Here is a 16,937-nt window from a genome sequence, read left to right on the forward strand (position 1 = left end):
GCTCTTACAGCGAGAGGTCCACACTATCCCCGGTACTGACACCGAACGCTTCGTCGCCGCGACCGCGGTTGACGGCAAGTTCGACGTTCCCGTGGCTGCCGACGGTGACGAGTCGCTGCCCACGGTCGACGGCGGCGTAGGCTCGGCGGACAGGAGCCTCACCGCCGTCGACTGCGGCCGTCCCGCCGAACCGCTGTGCGAGGAGCTCGCCGGGAATGTTCGTCACGGCGTTCCCGAAGTCATCGACGACGAGCACCTCGCCGGTTGCCCCGTCGCTCTCGACAGCGGCCTCCGGAAACCGGAGGTCGACGTAGTCGTCAGTCGGGGCAGTTTCTGGCCGCGCTTCGAGGTTGTCGACGCCGGTGTCGTGGACGGACGCCGCGGCAGGCGCGAACACGTCCCGCCCGTGGAATGTCGTACTCGCCGGGTCGTCGTAGTCCCAGGTGAACACCTCCAAGTCGTCCGTCCCGTCGGTCTTGTCGTCGGCCAGTTCACGGGCGACCGGCAGGAGAACGCCGTTATCCGGACCGACAAGCGCGTGCTCGCCTGCGCGAACGACGAGGGCGTCCCGGTCGGTCCCGACACCCGGGTCAACGACGACACAGTGGACTGCCGGCGGGAAGTACGGGAGCGTCTGCGTGAGCCAGAAGGCCGTCGCCCTGACATCCTGCCGTGGAAAATCGTGGGCAATGTCCTCGATACGGGCGTCGGTGGCCCGGCAAATGACTCCTCTCATCGCTGCGGGGTACGGCGAGCCGAAGTCGGAACTCAGCGTAATCATCAGTCGTCGAGGTCCTCGATGGACTTCTCGACCGACTCGTCGGCGGCGGCGTACCGTTCGAGCGAGTCGGTGTCGGAGACGTGCTGGAGGCGCTTGATACCGTGAATCTCCTCGATGACCTCGACGACCGACGGCGGGACGCGGTCGCGCCATGACTCGTCGTCTATCATGCGCTGGCGGATTTCGCTGCCCTCCAGCCGGTCGCGGTCGAACATCGGTGACTGGCGGACCTCGATGCCGGCCTCCTCGAACAGGCGGACGACAAGCGGGTTGTTCGAGTAGGCCACGTCGAAGTCCGGACACATGCTCTCGACGTGGCTCACCCAGACGGCGTTGCGGTTGATATCCTCAAGTGGGACAACGTAGGTCGTCAGGTCGTACTCCGCGACGGCCTTTGTGATCATCATGATCCGCTCACCGGCCGTAAAGGGGTCGTGTGTGGTATGTGAATCGTCGGCGCTTCCGATACCCAAAACGAGTTCGTCGACCTCCTCCGAGATCCGCTCAACCATCGAGTGATGGCCGTTGTGGTAGGGCTGGAAGCGACCGATGTAGAACCCACGCATATTCCTCAGTGGGTGTGGTGGTTTGATAAACCCGACGACGCGGTACTGCCGGAATACAGCCCCGCCCAATTCGGGCGCTGTACTGCGTTTTCAGGGGTGTTGCAACAACCGACACGGGGAGAAAGTATATCAGTCGACAGGCCTTCCGTGAGTATGTTAGCAACGTTTGTATGAGCGACAACACCGACACCGACGCGACTCCCGACCCTGATCGGGAGGCATCCGACGCTGGGGAGGAAGAGGCGTCGACTAACGGGGCCAAACAGGACCCCGACGAACCTGCCTCTGACCCCTCAGCCGACGAGCCATCCGACCCGTCCGAGGACCGATGGGGCGGCGAGGGAGAAACGTCCGAAACGACACTCGGAAGCGATGTCCAAGTTGACGGCGAGTCCGATCTGGAGGGAGACGAGGAGAACCTCCTCGGCGGTCTCGACATCGAGTCGACCGCCGACATCGAAGTCCCGGACCGACTCGTCGACCAGGTCATCGGGCAGGACCACGCCCGTGACGTGATCAAGAAGGCGGCCAAACAGCGCCGCCACGTGATGATGATCGGCTCCCCCGGGACGGGGAAGTCGATGCTGGCAAAGGCGATGTCCCAACTGCTTCCGCGGGAGGAACTGCAGGACGTTCTTGTCTACCACAATCCCGACGACGGCAACGAGCCGAAAGTTCGCACCGTCCCCGGCGGCAAAGGGGAACAGATCGTCGAGGCCCACAAGGAGGAGGCCCGCAAGCGCAATCAGATGCGGACCTTCCTCATGTGGATCATCATCGCTATCGTCATCGGCTACGCCCTGATCCTCGTCCAGCAAGTCCTGCTGGGGATTCTCGCGGCCGGTGTCATCTATCTCGCGTTCCGCTACGGCTCGCGTGGCAGCGACGCGATGATTCCGAACCTGCTGGTCAACAACGCCAACCAGAAGACCGCGCCCTTCGAGGACGCGACCGGTGCCCACGCTGGCGCACTGCTTGGCGACGTGCGTCACGACCCGTTCCAGTCCGGTGGGATGGAGACGCCGAGCCACGACCGCGTCGAACCCGGCGCGATCCACCAGGCCAACAAAGGCGTGCTGTTCGTCGACGAGATCAACACGCTCGACATCCGCAGCCAGCAGAAGCTGATGACGGCCATTCAGGAGGGCGAGTTCTCCATCACGGGCCAGTCCGAGCGCTCCTCTGGCGCGATGGTCCAGACCGAACCCGTTCCCTGTGACTTCATCATGATCGCCGCGGGGAACCTCGACGCGATGGAGAACATGCACCCCGCGCTTCGCTCCCGTATCAAGGGATACGGGTACGAAGTGTACATGGACGACACCATCGAGGACGACCCCGAAATGCGACGGAAGTACGCACGCTTCGTCGCCCAGGAGGTCGAAAACGACGGGCGGCTCCCGCACTTCACCGAGGAGGCCGTTCAGGAGGTCATTCTGGAGGCTCGGCGTCGTGCCGGCCGTAAAGGCCACCTCAGTCTGAAGTTCCGTGATCTGGGCGGACTGGTCCGCGTCGCCGGCGACATCGCCCGTGCCGAGGACCGCGAACGCACCGAGCGTGCCGATGTCCTGCAGGCCAAACGACGCTCCCGGTCCATCGAGCAACAGCTCGCGGACAACTACATCGAGCGCCGCAAGGACTACGAACTCACCGTCAACCAGGGCGACGTTGTCGGGCGCGTCAACGGACTCGCCGTCATGGGCGAGGACAGCGGTATCGTCCTCCCCGTGATGGCCGAGGTCAGCCCGTCACAGGGCCCCGGCCAGGTCATCGCCACCGGACAGCTCAAGGAGATGGCCGAAGAGGCCGTCCAGAACGTCTCCGCGATTATCAAGAAGTTCTCCGACGAGGACATCTCCGAAAAAGACGTTCACATCCAGTTCGTGCAGGCCGGTGAAGGCGGCGTCGACGGCGACTCCGCCTCTATCACCGTCGCAACCGCGGTTATCTCCGCGATAGAGGACGTTCCGATCAAGCAGAACCTCGCCATGACCGGCTCGCTGTCGGTCCGGGGCGACGTGCTCCCGGTCGGCGGTGTCACGCACAAGATCGAGGCGGCCGCGAAGTCCGGCCTCGATACGGTCATCATCCCCGAGGCGAACACGCAGGACGTGATGATCGAAGACGAGTACGAGGACATGATCGAAATCATCCCCGTCTCGCACATCTCCGAGGTGCTGGAGGTCGCGCTGGCCGGCGAAGCGGAGAAGGACTCGCTGGTCGACCGCCTCAAGTCCATCACGGGCAAGGCCCTCGATCACGAGGTCGGCCGGCAGAGCGGCAGTCCAAGTCCCCAATAAATGCCCGAGTGGGCCGCGTTCGTCGGCCTGACGGGGTTTCTTTTAACCGCGCTGCTCGGTCTCGCACGACTCTCACAGGGAGCCGTACGGCCCGACGGCGGCGTCTCGTCCACAGTCGACAGCGTTTCGATGCCCGACGGAGATCCGACCATCCCACGCTTCGAAACCCAGCGGGCCGCGGCCCAGCGGCGGCAGATGCGCGACACGCTCGCGCCGAGTGACCTCTCGACCGGGGCGTTGCTCGCCAACGTCGCATTCACGCAGGGGCTGTTCGGTGTCCTGCTAGTCGCCGGGGCGTTCTACTTCGAAATCCCGGCCAGTGCGTTCGGTATTACTGCGGACGCGCTCTCGACTGGACTGCCGGCGCTAGCTGTCGGTATCGGCGCGGGAGTCGGGTTCTGGATGGGCAACGAACTCGCCGCCGCGCTCGCCGACGGCTTCGGGGTCGCCTTCGACGAGTCGCTGCGAGAACTGCTCGCCCCGGACTCGGCCGGCGGCTGGATTGTACTGCTGGGCGGTGTCCTGCCGGTCATCGCTATCGTCGAGGAACTGCTGTTCCGGGCGGCGGCTATCGGCGTCCCCGTAGCCGGCCTCAACGCACCGGCGTGGGCGATGGCTATCGTCGCCTCCGTCGCCTTCGCGCTGGGCCACGGCGCACAGGGTCGTGTGGGAATCGTCGTCACCGGCACGCTGGGGCTGGGACTCGCCGGCCTGTTTATCGCGACAAACAGCTTCCTCGCAGTCGTCCTCGCCCACTATCTCGTCAATGCCCTCGAACTGATTGTCCACGAGGGGCTTGGCGTCGACCGGCTCTGGGTCTAGAGCCCCTCGATAGCGCGGAGCTTCTGCTCGACGGGCGGCGGCGCGGCACTCGGCCCGTCGCGAACCCGATGGTCCGGAATCAGCAGTGGCACGGGGTTCGCGGCCAGTGCCTCCCGTACCTGTGTGAGGTCGGCCTCGTCGTCAGCGTCCAGATCCGGTGTCATGCGAGCGACCTGTGCGACGGAGGCGTCCTCGCCGTAAGGAATCTCTCGAACGGCTTCGAGCACTGTGCGCTGGTCCGTCGGGACCGTGAGGCCGACGGTGACATCTGCGAAGTCGTCTTCGGTCCCCTGAAGATACTCGTCGATACGGTCGAGCAGGGCGTGGTCCTTGCCAGCGTCGGCCTCCGGCTGCGACGGAAACGACAGCGAGATGATCCGGTCACCGGCTTCTCCGAGCTGGACGTACCGGTCGAGATACGACGACTCGCGGGCGTAGATTCCTGCGTCCCCGGTCGGTGCTTCCATACTAGCGATGTCGGCCGGTCGCCTCTTCAACATTCGGCATCGGCGTTCGTCAGTCCTGAACCGAGAGCACGCTGGGGTAGTCAGAGATGAGCCCGTCCACGCCGGCCCGCACCAGCTCCCGGGCCTGATACCACGTACTAACTGTCCAGACGTTCAGGTCCCGGTCTTCGTCGGCAGCGATGTCGACGAGGTCGATGTCGCCTAAGTCGGATTCGATGTAGCTGTCGTCGTTGAAGGAAGGCGTGCCCTGAACCATGTTCCGGGGGACGTTCATCGCGTCGCAGTCGTAGCGGCGGGTGACCTCAAGCCCCTCCTCGATGCTATCCCAGAACAGGAAGGCGACGGGGACCGAGTCATCGTAGTCGCGGACAGTCGCAACTGCGGCCTCGTAAAACGACGAGACGAGGATATCGTTGTCGTACTCGCTGGCGAGGTCAAGCGCGCGCTCGGTGTAGGGTCGCCACAGCTCTTTCTGTGTCGACAGCGTCTGGTCCGGCAACGACTCGGCAAAGCGGAGGTCACTGCTGCCGGGGTTCTTGAACTCCAGATTGACGGCAACACTCGGCGGAATCGAGTCCATGAGGGTTTCGAGCGTCGGAACCGTCTCCCCAGTGCCGAGAACGGTCGCGCTGGTCACGGTATCGGTGTCGGTCTCGAAGACGAGTCCCTCAGTGTCTGTCAGACCGCGTTCGCCGCCGTCGCGTTCGGCAAGCCCGTTGTCGTGGAAGGTGACCAGCGTGCCGTCGGCCGTCGGCACGACATCAACCTCAATCATGTCGGCGCGCCGGTGGGCCGTCTGCGTTCCCGGCCCGCCGAACGAGGCCGCCTCGACCGCCAGTTTCGTGTTCTCCGGGTAAACACCGGCAAACCCGCGGTGGGCGATGAGAGTCGGCTCGTCAGTCATCGCTTCGTGCTCGCTGTCGTCCGCGTCACTGGTGGCTGTTTCAGTACCATCCGATTCCTGAGACGTTGCGCTCCCCACGAGCCCCGCGCTTGCCAGTGTCGCTGCTGTCCCGCCGACAAACGTCCGCCGACCGATGTACTGTGACATGGTACGTACGGCTGGCGACCGGTCGTGAAAGACCGTTTATATGAGATATATATGTCTCTCAGTAGACGTATCCAGCGGCAATCAGGGCTGTAGCCGCCTCCGTCATAGCGATCACGCGTCCGTACTGTGGCGCTCACGGGCCGCGGCCACGACCAGTGGAAGTGTAATCGTCGCGTCAGCATACACCGAGACATTCCGGGCGTCCTTTTCAAGTTTCCCCCACGAGCGGGCCTCATCGAGCGTGGCACCGGAGAGACCGCCGGTGTTCGAGGGGTCCATCGTCAGCTGGACGGCGTAGTCGTAAGCGTCGGGCGAGACGAGCATCGTCTGGAGGACGTAGTTCTTCGGGACACCGCCGCCGACGACCATCGCGCCGGCACTGTCAGCCTCGTACGCGATATCCGTAATCTGTGTCATGTCCGCGAGTGCGTCGACCGTGAACTCGCTGGTCTGGGAGTACATCCACGCTTGCAGGCCCAGCACTGAGTCCTGAAACGCCGGACAGTACACCGGCACGTCGTTCTCGTAGGCCGCCGCCAGCACGCCAGCGTCCTCGGGCACGTCCTCGCGCTCGTTGACCGCGGCGTTTGCCCGGCCGAGCTCCTCGGTCATGTGCTGGATCGAAACCGCACCTTCGTCTTCCAGCGTCGAGAACACCTCGTCCCGGAGGTGATTCTCGAACAGGGCGAAATGCTCCTGTGGGAGGTAGACGTTGTAGATGCGGTCGACACCTTCGTCCCGGAGCGTCTCGTCGTGTTCGCGCTCAGTTCGGCCCTCAGGCGTGACCTCGCCGTGATGGTGCTTGCCGCCGATGGCCTCGATGGTGTCGTGGGTGCAGTTTGCGCCCGTCGTGACCAGCACGTCGATGTGCCCGTCGCGGATGAGTTCGCTGACGATGGCCCGCATTCCGGTGGGGACCATCGCGCCGGCCAGTCCGAAAAAGGTCGTCACATCATCGTTGAGCATCTCGCTGTAGATGTCGACGGCCTCGTGGATGTCGCTCGCGCCGATGCCGGCTTCGCCGTAGCTGTCAGCCAGTTCGCCGACGGTCATTCCGGCCCGGGCCTCTGCGTGCCCGATGGGGTCGTGATGGAACGTCTCTCGCTCGTCGGTGTGGTCGCTCATTGCTGTGCAGTCGAGTGCGGGTGGGTTTCAACGTCGTGGTTCGTCACGGTTAGTGCGGATTATGTGTTGATTTGTCATCACATGCCGCAGCTGAAACGGAGGGCTTAGACACCCCTGTGTTGGATAGCACGCTATGGATACTGCTGCGTTCAGGCGCGGTGTTCGGGATGTTGCGCCGCTTCTACTGGGTATTATTCCGTTTGGTCTCGTTGCCGGCATCGCGACGGTCAACGCCGGACTCGGACTGCCAGCCGCAGTCGGGCTGTCGGTGGTCGTCTTTGCCGGCGCATCACAGCTCGCGGCGCTTGAACTGCTGGGACAGAACGCGCCGCTGACGGTTGTTGTCGCGACGGCCGTCGTTATCAACCTCCGATTGCTGATGTACTCGGCATCCATCGCGCCGTACTTTCGCGATTTCACCAGCCGGTGGAAAGCGGTGCTCGCCTACGTGCTGACCGACCAGGCGTACGCGCTGTCGGTTGCCAGCTACCGGTCCGACAGGGAGACGGACCGGAAGTGGTACTACCTCGGCGTCGCCGTGACGCTCTGGGCCGTATGGCAAGTCACGACCATTGCGGGGGCGCTGCTCGGCACTGGCGTCCCCGACGCCTGGGGCCTCGAATTCGCCATCCCGCTTGTCTTCCTTGCGATACTGGTTCCGGCAATCGAAGACGCGGCGACCGGCATCGCCGCTGTCGTCGGTGGCGTCGTCGCCGTCGTAGGCGCTGGGCTCCCACTCAATCTCGGACTGCTCGTCGCGTCCGGCGTTGGTATCACTGCTGGCGTACTCACAGAATCCGTCACGGGAGGAACCGATGGCGACTAACTACGGCCCGGTTGAGATCGCTGGCGTAATCGCCGTCATCGGCGTACTGACGTACGCCTGTCGGCTCTCCTTTATCGCGCTGTTCGGTCGGCTCGACGAGATTCCGCCAGCCGTCGAGCGAGTGTTACGGTTCGTCCCCGCTGCCGTTCTCGCGGCACTTGTCCTCCCGTCGTTCGTGACCCTCGATGCCAGCAGTTTCGCCGCGGACAAGTTCGTCGCCGGCGCGCTCGCGGCCGGTGTCGCCTGGCAGACCGAGGACGTGTTCGCGACAATGGTGACCGGAATGGGCGTTCTCTGGGCCATCAGGTTCCTGCTGTAATCAGCCCAATTTCAGCGAGGCACCACAGCAGTCAGAGCGGTACTGCTGGCGTTGCTCGACAAGCTTGCAGTCTTGATAGCGGCGGGCGACGAGGCCGCCACACGCCCCGCAGGAGAGGACGTACTTCGGGTCGGTGAAGACTGGACAGTGGACATCAGCAGCAAGCCGGTCAGCGCGCTCTCGAAAGGCTCGGCCGTGGTCAGTCGTCCCGTCGCGCTGGTACTGCTCGACGTGGATGAGTTCGTGGCGCAGCGTCATCTCCCAGGTGTCCCTGTCAAAGGTCGAGAACGCGTCCCGGGTCAGCGACACCGTACACCGGAGCGGGCGGCCGTCGCTCCCGTCGATACTGCTCCAGTCGTATCGCTCGCCAACGACGGCGTCGTCTAGCTTTGGCCGCTTGACCGCAGCGGCTCGGCGCTTGGCCCGGTGTGACACCTCCCAGTCAACGAGGTCGAACCGAACGGAAACACCATACTCACTGCGGACTCGCTGACAGTACCCCCGTGACCAGGCGATAAGGTCCGAATCGGATTTGATACCTTCGTACGAAACAGTCTCGGCCATCGCCTCAGAGGCCAGTCGGGCAGTCGATATAGGTTGTCTCAAGCCCCCAGTCCTCGGCGACAGTCTGGAGCGACTGGACGCCGAACGTCTCCGTCGCGTAATGGCCGGCGAGAATGACGTGGATTCCCTGCTCGCGCGCCTCGTGGAAGGCCTTCTGTTTCCCCTCGCCAGTGATGAGCACGTCAGCGTCCGTCTCGACTGCCTCCTGCAGCCAGTCGACGCCGCTGCCGGTGACGATGGCGACATCCTCGACAGTCGACGGCCCGAAGTCCAGTACCTGCACTGATTGCCCGCCGGTATCGACATTTCCTTCGAGGGTTTCGGCGAGTTCGGAGATCGTCTGTGGTTCTTGCAGGGAGCCACGCTGGCCGATGTGCTCGCCGCCCATCGACCCGAACGGCGCGCGGTTGTCGAGGTCCAGCAGGTCCGCGACGCCGGCGGCGTTGCCGAGCGACTGATGGCCGTCCAGCGGGAGATGCGCGACGTACAGCGCGAGGTCGTTGTCGACCAGCGGTGCGACCCGGCGGTAGTTGGTGTCCGTCACGCGCTCCATCCCGCCCCAGACGATGCCGTGGTGGGTCACGAGCAGGTCAGCACCCGCGTCGGCGGCGCGGTCGATGGTCTCGACGGCCGCATCGACTGCGAAGGCGACGTGCTCGACCGGCTGGCTCGCCGGCCCGACCTGTAGGCCGTTCGGACTGGCGTCGATGTCGGCGTAAGCCTCGGTGTCGAGTCGGTCGTCGAGACGCGTCGCGATGTTGCCTGCGTTCATACCGCCGGCTTCGAGATGGCCGGTGGTATGCTTTTCTCTACCGGTGTCTGGCTATCCGTCCGATTCGACCAACCGGCCCTTGTCCTGCCCGATGAGGTCCCGGTCAACCGCGGCATCGATGATGGCGTCGAACTGCTCACCGTCGATGTCGTAGGCGTTGACCGCGACTTCTCGGATTTCCCCTCTGTCGACCGGCATCTCACGGTTCTGGAGCAAGCGCATCACTTTGTTGTACTCCAGTTTCGTCAGCGAGGGGCTGTCGTCGCTGTCCGCATCGCGATCAGTGTCTCTGGTTTCAGTGGTAGCCGGTGCGTCATCGGTCTCAGCCGACTCCGCCGTTTGCGTGTCCGTGGTGTTCGGCGCGACCGTGTCCGTCGCATCCGACTTCGTCGCCGTGTCCGCCGTCTCAGCCGACTGCGCCGACTGTTCCTGTGCCGGACTCGCGCTGTCGGCACCCAGCAGCGAGCCGTCATCGGTCGGCTCGACCACGCCGTCAGTGGGCTTCGGTTCGTCGGTCGTCGGTGTTCCAGACTCGTCCAGCAGTCCCGGCTGCTCGTCGGTCCCAGCATCGCCAGCCGGTTCCGCTGTCTCGCGGGCATCTGCCTTCGCTGCCTCGACGGCCGGTTCGACGATAGTTGCGAGCTTCTCCCGGCAAGTCGAACAGAGAACGACAGTGCCCTGCTCCTCAGTGCCCGGGTCCAGCGATTTCGGGATAATCGGATATTCGGAGAGCGAAACGTCGAGGGCACCGCCACAGAAGTAACACGACGATAGCTGGTCCATGCTCGCAAAAGAGATGGCCTGTTTACTAAAAGACTCCTTGGTGTATCGACACCCGGGCTACTAGAGACGGGCATGACAATCGAAACAGGACTGGGGCTGGGTCGTTGTATACATTGTGCTACTTTGCATACTCTTGTCCATCGAAGAACGCGCGAACCAGTTCTGCGACTTCGGAACCGGGCTCCAGCCACGGCGTATGGCCGTGTCCCGGAAGTTCGTGGAACGCGGCGTTTGCCATCTTTTCGGCGACGGGACGGCCGACAGTTGGTGACCAGAAAGCATCCTCCGTTCCCCAGACGAACTGCGTCGGACGGTCTATTCGCCTGATTTCGTTCCGGATGTCAAAGAGGGGGTGTGCGCGGCCGTACGACCCCTGTGCAGTCGCCAGCGACCGCTGGCTTTCCTGCCGCCCGGGTAGGTCTTGGCCGGCGGCAAGCAGTTCGTAGAACACGCCGGGTATCGCTACGGTGTCGACAACGTTGACTCGCTTCATCGACTGCCTCGCGTTTTCCACCGGGTCGCCGCGGGTAAGCAGCCACAGCAGGACTCTGTTGAGACCGCGAACCGTCAGCAGTCGAAACAGGAGCGGAAAGGCCCGCGAGACGCCGCCCGGTGCGCCGACCAACTGCAGGCGGTCCACGCGGTCGTGGTCGATAGCCAGCAGGAACGCCTGGAGGCCGCCGTGGGAGTTGCCGACTACGTGTGGTCGGTCGATAGCGAGCGCATCGAGCAGTTCCAGCAGGTACGCCACAAGAAACGACCGGAGGTTCCGGTTCCGGTAGCTCGGAGCGGCCGAAAGGCCGAGCCCGGGTCGGTCGGGAGCGTACACGCGGTACTCGTCAGTGAGCGAAGGGAACAGCGGCAGCCACGTCGCCGCCGGCGTTCCGACGCCGTGAAGGAGCAGCACGGAATCGCCGTCCGGGTCCCCGTCGACGAGATAGTGAACGCGACCCGCCGCCTCCGTCTCGGTTATTCTGGACTCGACGCCGAGGTCGTAGTGGTCGGCGAGGCGGGCCTGGGCGTCCGCGTAGCGTCGCTCGGCCGGATGAGGCCAGTCGTCTGGCGACAGCGCACGGCCCTCGGGAACTGTGGTACCACCACTCATACTCGAACTGTCCGGCGCCGTCCGCATCAGTCTACCGCGGCCAGTGCTACATGGCAAGATTGCGCCTCCATGAGACACATATAGCTCCGCCACTTCGCTATCGCATGGAGCGAATCGAAGGCACCATCCTTACCGGGCGGTCGTTCGAACCGGTCCACGGCAGCGTTGTCGTCGAAGAAGGCTACATAACAGCCGTCGAGGAGACGCCGGCCCGCGAAAGCGACCACGACCGCATTGTCCTGCCAGCATTCGTAAACGCCCACACCCACGTTGGCGACTCCGTTGCGAAAGAGGCAGCTGTCGGTCTTGGACTGGAGGAGGCAGTAGTACCGCCCGACAGCCTGAAACACCAGCAGATCGCAGCGGCCGACGACGAGACGCTGATTGCCGCGATGCACCGCACCCTTCGGTTCATGCAGCGAACCGGCAGCGCGGCGTTTCTCGACTTCCGGGAGTTCGGCGTCGACGGGGCACGTGCGCTCCGCAAGGCCGCCGAGGGACTCGATATCGAGCCGTTCATCTTCGGGAGCGACGACTCCGCGGTGCTGGATTTGGCCGACGGATTCGGTGCCAGTGGCGCGAACGACGACGATTTCACCGCTCACCGGGCTGCTGCTTCGGAGCGGTCAGTCCCGTTCGCGATCCACGCCGGCGAACCGGACGCGACCGATATCCACCCGGCGCTAGACCTAGAGCCGGACCTGCTGGTCCACATGGTCCATGCCGAGACGGAGCACCTCGAACGTGTGGCCGACCAGAGCGTCCCCATCGCGGTCTGTCCCCGTGCGAACCGCGTCCTCGGAGTCGGCCGACCCCCGATTGAGACGCTGCTTGAGTACACAGACGTTGCGCTCGGGACGGATAATGTGATGCTGAATGCCCCATCCATGTTCCGTGAGATGGAGTACACCGCGAAGACGTTCGACCTCCCCTCGCAGACGGTGCTCCAGATGGCGACGACCGCCGGAGCCGAAGCAGTCGGCCTCGACTGCGGTGTCATCGAACCCGGCCGCCGGGCCGCGCTACTGGTCCTCGATGGCGACTCGGACAATCTCTCGGCCGTCGCCGACCCAGTCGACGCAGTTGTCCGGCGGGCGTCTCCGCTAGATATCGACCGAGTTATCTGCTGAATGGACAGCGGGCATGGAGCCGGGTACACTCCGGGTTAGCGCTGGTCCGCGTGAGCAAACACGAACGCCCGAAGGAGTTTCGCGGCCAGCGTCGCTGTCTGGCCGTCGTCGCGGTCGTTGACCTCAACCACGTCGAAGCCGACGGCCTGCGGTGCGACGGCCCGGACCACGCCGTGCATCTCGCGTGGTTCGAGGCCGAACGGCTCCGGCGTCCCGGTTCCGGGTGCGAACCCGGGGTCGGCGGCGTCGATGTCGACGGAGAGATACACCCGCTCGTCGTCGAATGCAGGCGACCAGTTGGCCACGTCTTCCGGCGGCACCACGGTCACATCGTCTTCGTTCGCGCGCTCCCATTCGGCTTCCGAGCCAGTGCGTGCGCCCAGCACAATTGCCTCGTCGGCCACCGAGAGCGCGTGGCGGGTCACCGTCGCGTGGGAGTGCTCGTCACCGGCGTAGGACTCGCGCAGGTCCAGATGCGCATCCAGACAGACGAACACGTCCGGATCGAGCGCACGCACACCGGCGACTGAGACGGTGTGTTCGCCGCCGATGACGAGCGGGACGTCCCCCTCGCTGTCGAAATCCGAGAGGGTTCCCTGGAGGAAGGTGAGGTACTCGGCGATGTCGGCCGTGGGACCGATGTCGCCGTGGTCGTAGACGGAACAGTCAGTGAAGTGCTGGTCGGTGTGGTGGTCGTAATCGTCGAACCCCTGGCAGAACTGGCGGACGCGGCGCGGGCCGAAGCGCGCCCCGGGGCGAAACGAGGTCGAGGCGTCGAGCGGCGCACCCACGAGCGCGTAGTCGGCCGCCTCGCGGTCGGCCCCCGCACCGGGTAGCATCGTTACGAGCGTGTGATCTTGCGCTGCTCTTCGTACTGGAGGTACTCGATTTCGTCGTCAGGCTGGAGGTCGATGTCTTCGGGGACGCGCATCGTGAACGTGTCGTAGGTGTCGAGGTCCATTACCTGCGCGTCGTTGCCGTCGGTCGAGACGACCTGGCCCTGCTTCCGGTTGACAATTGGGACCCAGACCTTCGCGTCGACGGGCTGAGACAGCGAGCGCTTCTTGCCGTCGAAGACGCCCTTGGCGTCGATTCGGGCCTTTGCGCTGCCGTGCTTGCCCGGCTTGGCCGTGCTGTAGGAGTTGATCTTACACGGCGTGTCCTCGATCATTACGTAGCTTCCTTCGTCGAGCTCTCGAACTTCGGTCTGCTCTCTTGCCATACCGCCGGATTACCCCTGTTTCGGTATAAACGGTTTGGAATGGCGCAAGCCAGACCGTCGCGGCTTCCGCGCTAGCTGGGTTCGCGTATCGCGTAGGTCACGGCCGGCCAGAACCCCCCGACAGCAACACTACGTCCTGTGACCGTTTCCATCCGACCCCACCGTTCAAGTGAGCTTGCACTAACCACACAAGTGTGGCACTCTCGTTCGACCTGTTCGGGACACTCGTTACGGCAGACCGGCCGTCGGAGCCGTGGGACGCCGTCTCCGCGGCGCTCTCCGCCTGGTCGGTTCGGGTGCCGGACGACTGGGAGGCGGCCTACCGCTCGGCCCACCGCGAGTACGACCGCGGCCGGGAAGCGCCGCTTGACGAGCACGTTCGGCTGGCGCTTGCCAGCCGCGGAATCGAGGTCACCGAGGAGACGGCGACGGCGGCCGTCCTCGACGCGTTCGACAGCCCGGTGACGGTCCGCGACGGGGCCATCGAGGCGATGGCCGCCGCCGCCCAGCGCGGGCCGGTCGCCGTCTGCTCGAACTGCAGCGTCCCGGGGCTGGTCGAGCGAACGCTCGCGCGGGCAGACATCGAACCGCGGAGCGGGCACTCGTTCGATGCTGTCGTCACCAGCGTCGGCTGTGGGTGGCGGAAACCGCATCAGCGAATCTTCGAGGCGACGGCCGACGCGCTCGGCGTGACGCTCGCGGCCCTCGTCCACGTCGGCGACGACGCCCGGACGGACGGCGGCGCGGACCGTGCGGGCGCGGAGTCGGTGCTGCTGGACGAACATCCGCTGCCGGCGATAGCCGAGCAACTCCGGGAGGGAGAGCTGTGCTGAGCGCGCTGGCCGTGGCCGTCGCCGGCGGGCTGGAACTCGCAATCGGCGAGCCGCCGACCCGGGTCCACCCCGTCGCGTGGTTCGGACGGGTCGTCGGGACCGTCGACCGCGAGTGGAACCACCCGCTCGCGGTCGGGGGGCTGGCCGCGGCGCTGTTGCCGCTCGGAGCCGCCGCGGTCGTCGGCGCTGCCGTCGCGCTCGCCGCGAGCATCGGGCCGCTGGCAGCCGTCGCGCTCGCCGGCCTCGCGCTGTTTCTGACCACGAGCCTCTGCAATCTGCTTTCGACCGCGCGGGTGATCGTCGCCGACAGCGAGGCAGACCTCCCGACCGCCAGGGACGGCCTGCTCGCGCTCGCTGGCCGGGACGCTTCCGGCCTCTCCGCGGGCGAGGTCCGCAGCGCCGCCGTCGAGAGCGCGTCCGAGAACCTCGCCGACGGGCTCGTCGCGTCGCTTGCCGCGTTCGTCCTGGGCGGGTTCGTCGCCGCGGGCCTCAGCCTGCCGGCGCTCCCGGTCGCCGCCGGCGCGGCGGCGTGGGTCAAGGCCGTCAACACGATGGACTCGATGCTGGGTTACCGCTCGAAACGCGTCGGTACGCCCGCGGCGCGCCTCGACGACGCCGTGATGTGGCTGCCGGCGCGGCTGAGCGCTCTCTTGCTCGCCGTCGCCTGCGGGTCGCCCCGGTCGGTGGCCCGCGCCCGGGCCTGGCTGGACGGCGTCCCCTCGCCGAACTCCGGGTGGCCGATGGGGACGGCCGCCGCGGCGCTCGACGTTCGACTCGAAAAGCCGGGCGTGTACGTGCTGAACCCCGCGGGGACGCTCCCCGACGCGGCGACGGCCCAGCGGAGCGTGACCCGGGTCGGCGTCGCCGGGGCGGCGGCGTACCTGCTTTCCGGGCTGGGGGTGTACGCGTGGTTCTGACCGCGGTCCGGGGGGCGCTGGGGTTCCTCTCGCGGCTCCCGGTCGGGCACAGCGAGCGGGCCTGGGAGGCCTTCGTTGGGACGCCGGCAGCGTTCCCGCTGGCCGGCTACGTCGTCGGCGGCCTCGTCGCCGTTCCCTTCCTCGCTGCGGGTCTGCTTCCGGCCCCGGTCGTCGCCGCGGCGTACCTCGGGAGCGTCGTCCTCGTCACCGGCGTCAACCACGCCGACGGGCTCGCGGACCTGGGGGACGCCGCCGTCGTCCACGGCGACCCCGCCGAGCGCCGCGACGTGATGCGGGACACGACCGTCGGCGTCGGGGCCGTCCTCGCGCTGGGGACGGTCCTCGTCGCGCTGGCGCTGGCCGCGCTGGCAGTCGCCGGGCTCCCGCCGCTGGTCGCCGTCGCGCTGGTCCTCGCCGCCGAAGTGGGGGCGAAGCTCTCGATGGCGACGCTGGCCTGCGTCGGCCGCCCGAGCCACGAGGGGTTCGGGTCGACGGTCATCGACGGGAACGGCTCACGCCACCTCGTCGGCTCACTCGCCGTCGCGGTGCCGGCCGCCGTCGTCGCCGCTCCGGCGACCGCGGTCACGGTCCTCGCCGGCCCGCTGGTCGCCCTCGCCCTCTCGGGGTGGGCCGACCGCCGGCTGGGCGGCGTCGGCGGCGACGCCTTCGGCGCGACTAACGAACTCACGCGCGCCGTGGCGCTCCACGCTGGCGTCGCCGTGTGGTCGCTGTTCGGAACGCCGCTCGGCGGCTGGGAGGTGTTCGCGTGGACGCTCTCGTGATGTGTGGCGGGCGCGGGACGCGGCTGGCCACCGACGCCGAGAAGCCGCTCTTCCGCGTCGGCGGCGTCCCGATGGTCGACCGGGTCGTCGGCGCGCTCCGGGACAGCGCCGTCGACCGTATCGTCGCCGCGCCGTCGCCGAACGCGCCGAACACGCGGTCCCATCTGGACGTGCCCTGCATCGAGACGCCGGGCGAAGGGTACGTCGCGGACCTCGACGCGGCGCTGGCCGACGACCGGCTCTCGCGGCCGGTCCTGACCGTCGCCGCCGACCTGCCGCTGCTCAACGGCGAGGTCGTTGACCGCGTGCTCGACTCACACGAGGGGGGCTCGCTGACGGTCCTGGTCCCGGCCTCACTGAAACGCGGACTCGGCGTGAGCGACGACACGTCATTCGAAGACGGTGGCCGGGAAGTCGCGCCGACGGGCGTCAACGTCGTCGGCGACGGCCCCGACGACGCCTGGCTCACGCGGGACCGGCGCGTCGCGGTCAACGTCAACACGATCGCCGATGCCCGCGTCGCGGAACAGTGGCTGTGAATGGCGGCGAGATGAGCCACCCGCGGCGTCGTG

20 protein-coding genes are annotated in these 16,937 nt (G+C 66.1%); 9 read left to right on the forward strand and 11 right to left on the reverse strand.

What is annotated here, in order from left to right; genetic code table 11:
- Nucleotides 1-4 precede the first annotated feature (4 nt).
- Nucleotides 5-781: an S-adenosyl-l-methionine hydroxide adenosyltransferase family protein gene (locus DVK00_RS02995; protein ID WP_121577246.1), complete on the reverse strand. Its 777-nt coding sequence runs from the start codon at nucleotides 779-781 to the stop codon at nucleotides 5-7.
- Entirely contained in the window at nucleotides 781-1,347 is a 567-nt protein-coding gene (locus DVK00_RS03000) for a nicotinamide-nucleotide adenylyltransferase (RefSeq protein ID WP_101350809.1), read from the reverse strand. Before DVK00_RS03000 ends, DVK00_RS02995 begins: the two co-directional genes overlap by 1 nt.
- A gap of 170 nt (nucleotides 1,348-1,517) precedes the next feature.
- On the opposite strand from DVK00_RS03000, the gene lonB reads away from it, so the two are divergent.
- Together lonB and DVK00_RS03010 are read left to right on the forward strand one after the other, a co-directional pair.
- The gene (gene lonB / locus DVK00_RS03005; RefSeq protein ID WP_101350810.1) at nucleotides 1,518-3,647 is read left to right on the forward strand and encodes an ATP-dependent protease LonB; all 2,130 of its coding nucleotides are present in this window, start codon (nucleotides 1,518-1,520) and stop codon (nucleotides 3,645-3,647) included.
- The gene (locus DVK00_RS03010) at nucleotides 3,648-4,469 is read left to right on the forward strand and encodes a CPBP family intramembrane glutamic endopeptidase (RefSeq protein WP_101350811.1); all 822 of its coding nucleotides are present in this window, start codon (nucleotides 3,648-3,650) and stop codon (nucleotides 4,467-4,469) included.
- Here the strand turns inward: DVK00_RS03010 and DVK00_RS03015 are convergent.
- The 3 genes from DVK00_RS03015 to DVK00_RS03025 all read right to left on the reverse strand — a co-directional run bounded on the left by DVK00_RS03015 (nucleotide 4,466) and on the right by DVK00_RS03025 (nucleotide 7,112).
- Complete coding sequence (locus tag DVK00_RS03015) at nucleotides 4,466-4,969, reverse strand: MGMT family protein (RefSeq protein WP_101350812.1); 504 nt, start codon at nucleotides 4,967-4,969, stop codon at nucleotides 4,466-4,468. The two genes, DVK00_RS03010 and DVK00_RS03015, sit on opposite strands and share 4 nt — an antisense overlap.
- A gap of 16 nt (nucleotides 4,970-4,985) precedes the next feature.
- The gene (locus DVK00_RS03020) at nucleotides 4,986-5,987 is read right to left on the reverse strand and encodes a glycerophosphodiester phosphodiesterase (RefSeq protein WP_121577247.1); all 1,002 of its coding nucleotides are present in this window, start codon (nucleotides 5,985-5,987) and stop codon (nucleotides 4,986-4,988) included.
- 111 nt (nucleotides 5,988-6,098) lie between these two features.
- Nucleotides 6,099-7,112, reverse strand: a complete 1,014-nt coding sequence (locus DVK00_RS03025) for a deoxyhypusine synthase (RefSeq protein WP_121535331.1) — start codon at nucleotides 7,110-7,112, stop codon at nucleotides 6,099-6,101.
- A gap of 133 nt (nucleotides 7,113-7,245) precedes the next feature.
- Between DVK00_RS03025 and DVK00_RS03030 the strand changes: the two genes are divergently transcribed.
- Both DVK00_RS03030 and DVK00_RS03035 read left to right on the forward strand, forming a co-directional pair.
- Nucleotides 7,246-7,938 (forward strand): AzlC family ABC transporter permease, encoded by a 693-nt coding sequence (locus DVK00_RS03030; RefSeq protein WP_101350815.1) that lies wholly within the window; start codon nucleotides 7,246-7,248, stop codon nucleotides 7,936-7,938.
- The gene (locus tag DVK00_RS03035; protein WP_101350816.1) at nucleotides 7,928-8,257 is read left to right on the forward strand and encodes an AzlD domain-containing protein; all 330 of its coding nucleotides are present in this window, start codon (nucleotides 7,928-7,930) and stop codon (nucleotides 8,255-8,257) included. The genes DVK00_RS03030 and DVK00_RS03035 overlap by 11 nt, the downstream gene beginning before the upstream one ends.
- Here DVK00_RS03035 and DVK00_RS03040 read toward each other — a convergent pair whose 3' ends face one another.
- From DVK00_RS03040 to DVK00_RS03055, 4 genes are all read right to left on the reverse strand, one after another.
- Nucleotides 8,258-8,821 carry a SprT-like domain-containing protein gene (locus DVK00_RS03040; RefSeq protein WP_101350817.1) on the reverse strand — a complete coding sequence of 188 codons (564 nt, stop codon included), beginning with the start codon at nucleotides 8,819-8,821 and terminating at the stop codon, nucleotides 8,258-8,260. It abuts the gene before it with no gap.
- Between the two features lie 4 nt (nucleotides 8,822-8,825).
- On the reverse strand, nucleotides 8,826-9,593 hold the full coding sequence (locus DVK00_RS03045) for a Nif3-like dinuclear metal center hexameric protein (protein ID WP_101350818.1): 768 nt from the start codon (nucleotides 9,591-9,593) through the stop codon (nucleotides 8,826-8,828).
- Nucleotides 9,594-9,644: 51 nt separating this feature from the next.
- Complete coding sequence (locus DVK00_RS03050) at nucleotides 9,645-10,376, reverse strand: hypothetical protein (protein WP_121511535.1); 732 nt, start codon at nucleotides 10,374-10,376, stop codon at nucleotides 9,645-9,647.
- Nucleotides 10,377-10,494: 118 nt separating this feature from the next.
- Complete coding sequence (locus DVK00_RS03055) at nucleotides 10,495-11,481, reverse strand: alpha/beta fold hydrolase (RefSeq protein ID WP_121577248.1); 987 nt, start codon at nucleotides 11,479-11,481, stop codon at nucleotides 10,495-10,497.
- A gap of 104 nt (nucleotides 11,482-11,585) precedes the next feature.
- On the opposite strand from DVK00_RS03055, the gene DVK00_RS03060 reads away from it, so the two are divergent.
- A complete protein-coding gene (locus DVK00_RS03060; protein WP_121577249.1) occupies nucleotides 11,586-12,611 on the forward strand; it encodes an amidohydrolase family protein in 1,026 nt (341 codons plus the stop codon).
- Between the two features lie 35 nt (nucleotides 12,612-12,646).
- Here the strand turns inward: DVK00_RS03060 and speB are convergent, their stop codons facing one another.
- Together speB and DVK00_RS03070 are read right to left on the reverse strand one after the other, a co-directional pair.
- Nucleotides 12,647-13,450 carry an agmatinase gene (gene speB / locus DVK00_RS03065; protein ID WP_121511532.1) on the reverse strand — a complete coding sequence of 268 codons (804 nt, stop codon included), beginning with the start codon at nucleotides 13,448-13,450 and terminating at the stop codon, nucleotides 12,647-12,649.
- A gap of 2 nt (nucleotides 13,451-13,452) precedes the next feature.
- On the reverse strand, nucleotides 13,453-13,833 hold the full coding sequence (locus DVK00_RS03070; protein WP_004515075.1) for a translation initiation factor IF-5A: 381 nt from the start codon (nucleotides 13,831-13,833) through the stop codon (nucleotides 13,453-13,455).
- Nucleotides 13,834-14,027: 194 nt separating this feature from the next.
- On the opposite strand from DVK00_RS03070, the gene DVK00_RS03075 reads away from it, so the two are divergent.
- The 4 genes from DVK00_RS03075 to DVK00_RS03090 are packed head-to-tail and all read left to right on the forward strand — an operon-like array spanning nucleotide 14,028 to nucleotide 16,904.
- Nucleotides 14,028-14,666 (forward strand): HAD family hydrolase, encoded by a 639-nt coding sequence (locus tag DVK00_RS03075; RefSeq protein ID WP_121577250.1) that lies wholly within the window; start codon nucleotides 14,028-14,030, stop codon nucleotides 14,664-14,666.
- Entirely contained in the window at nucleotides 14,660-15,583 is a 924-nt protein-coding gene (locus DVK00_RS03080; RefSeq protein ID WP_121577251.1) for a CobD/CbiB family cobalamin biosynthesis protein, read from the forward strand. Before DVK00_RS03075 ends, DVK00_RS03080 begins: the two co-directional genes overlap by 7 nt.
- The gene (gene cobS, locus DVK00_RS03085; protein ID WP_121577252.1) at nucleotides 15,574-16,365 is read left to right on the forward strand and encodes an adenosylcobinamide-GDP ribazoletransferase; all 792 of its coding nucleotides are present in this window, start codon (nucleotides 15,574-15,576) and stop codon (nucleotides 16,363-16,365) included. Before DVK00_RS03080 ends, cobS begins: the two co-directional genes overlap by 10 nt.
- The gene (locus DVK00_RS03090; RefSeq protein ID WP_121577253.1) at nucleotides 16,365-16,904 is read left to right on the forward strand and encodes an NTP transferase domain-containing protein; all 540 of its coding nucleotides are present in this window, start codon (nucleotides 16,365-16,367) and stop codon (nucleotides 16,902-16,904) included. Before cobS ends, DVK00_RS03090 begins: the two co-directional genes overlap by 1 nt.
- Nucleotides 16,905-16,937: the final 33 nt, after the last annotated feature.

This window comes from Haloarcula sp. Atlit-47R (genome assembly GCF_003665985.1).
In the GTDB taxonomy this organism is placed as follows: domain Archaea; phylum Halobacteriota; class Halobacteria; order Halobacteriales; family Haloarculaceae; genus Haloarcula; species Haloarcula taiwanensis.

What these genes read in the sequence shown, in the direction of transcription:
- DVK00_RS02995 (WP_121577246.1), bottom strand. Translation starts at nt 781, where the DNA reads ATGATTACGCTGAGTTCCGACTTCGGCTCGCCGTACCCCGCAGCGATG.
- DVK00_RS03000 (WP_101350809.1), bottom strand. Translation starts at nt 1,347, where the DNA reads ATGCGTGGGTTCTACATCGGTCGCTTCCAGCCCTACCACAACGGCCAT.
- lonB (WP_101350810.1), top strand. Translation starts at nt 1,518, where the DNA reads ATGAGCGACAACACCGACACCGACGCGACTCCCGACCCTGATCGGGAG.
- DVK00_RS03010 (WP_101350811.1), top strand. Translation starts at nt 3,648, where the DNA reads ATGCCCGAGTGGGCCGCGTTCGTCGGCCTGACGGGGTTTCTTTTAACC.
- DVK00_RS03015 (WP_101350812.1), bottom strand. Translation starts at nt 4,969, where the DNA reads ATGTTGAAGAGGCGACCGGCCGACATCGCTAGTATGGAAGCACCGACC.
- DVK00_RS03020 (WP_121577247.1), bottom strand. Translation starts at nt 5,987, where the DNA reads ATGTCACAGTACATCGGTCGGCGGACGTTTGTCGGCGGGACAGCAGCG.
- DVK00_RS03025 (WP_121535331.1), bottom strand. Translation starts at nt 7,112, where the DNA reads ATGAGCGACCACACCGACGAGCGAGAGACGTTCCATCACGACCCCATC.
- DVK00_RS03030 (WP_101350815.1), top strand. Translation starts at nt 7,246, where the DNA reads ATGGATACTGCTGCGTTCAGGCGCGGTGTTCGGGATGTTGCGCCGCTT.
- DVK00_RS03035 (WP_101350816.1), top strand. Translation starts at nt 7,928, where the DNA reads ATGGCGACTAACTACGGCCCGGTTGAGATCGCTGGCGTAATCGCCGTC.
- DVK00_RS03040 (WP_101350817.1), bottom strand. Translation starts at nt 8,821, where the DNA reads ATGGCCGAGACTGTTTCGTACGAAGGTATCAAATCCGATTCGGACCTT.
- DVK00_RS03045 (WP_101350818.1), bottom strand. Translation starts at nt 9,593, where the DNA reads ATGAACGCAGGCAACATCGCGACGCGTCTCGACGACCGACTCGACACC.
- DVK00_RS03050 (WP_121511535.1), bottom strand. Translation starts at nt 10,376, where the DNA reads ATGGACCAGCTATCGTCGTGTTACTTCTGTGGCGGTGCCCTCGACGTT.
- DVK00_RS03055 (WP_121577248.1), bottom strand. Translation starts at nt 11,481, where the DNA reads ATGAGTGGTGGTACCACAGTTCCCGAGGGCCGTGCGCTGTCGCCAGAC.
- DVK00_RS03060 (WP_121577249.1), top strand. Translation starts at nt 11,586, where the DNA reads ATGGAGCGAATCGAAGGCACCATCCTTACCGGGCGGTCGTTCGAACCG.
- speB (WP_121511532.1), bottom strand. Translation starts at nt 13,450, where the DNA reads ATGCTACCCGGTGCGGGGGCCGACCGCGAGGCGGCCGACTACGCGCTC.
- DVK00_RS03070 (WP_004515075.1), bottom strand. Translation starts at nt 13,833, where the DNA reads ATGGCAAGAGAGCAGACCGAAGTTCGAGAGCTCGACGAAGGAAGCTAC.
- DVK00_RS03090 (WP_121577253.1), top strand. Translation starts at nt 16,365, where the DNA reads ATGTGTGGCGGGCGCGGGACGCGGCTGGCCACCGACGCCGAGAAGCCG.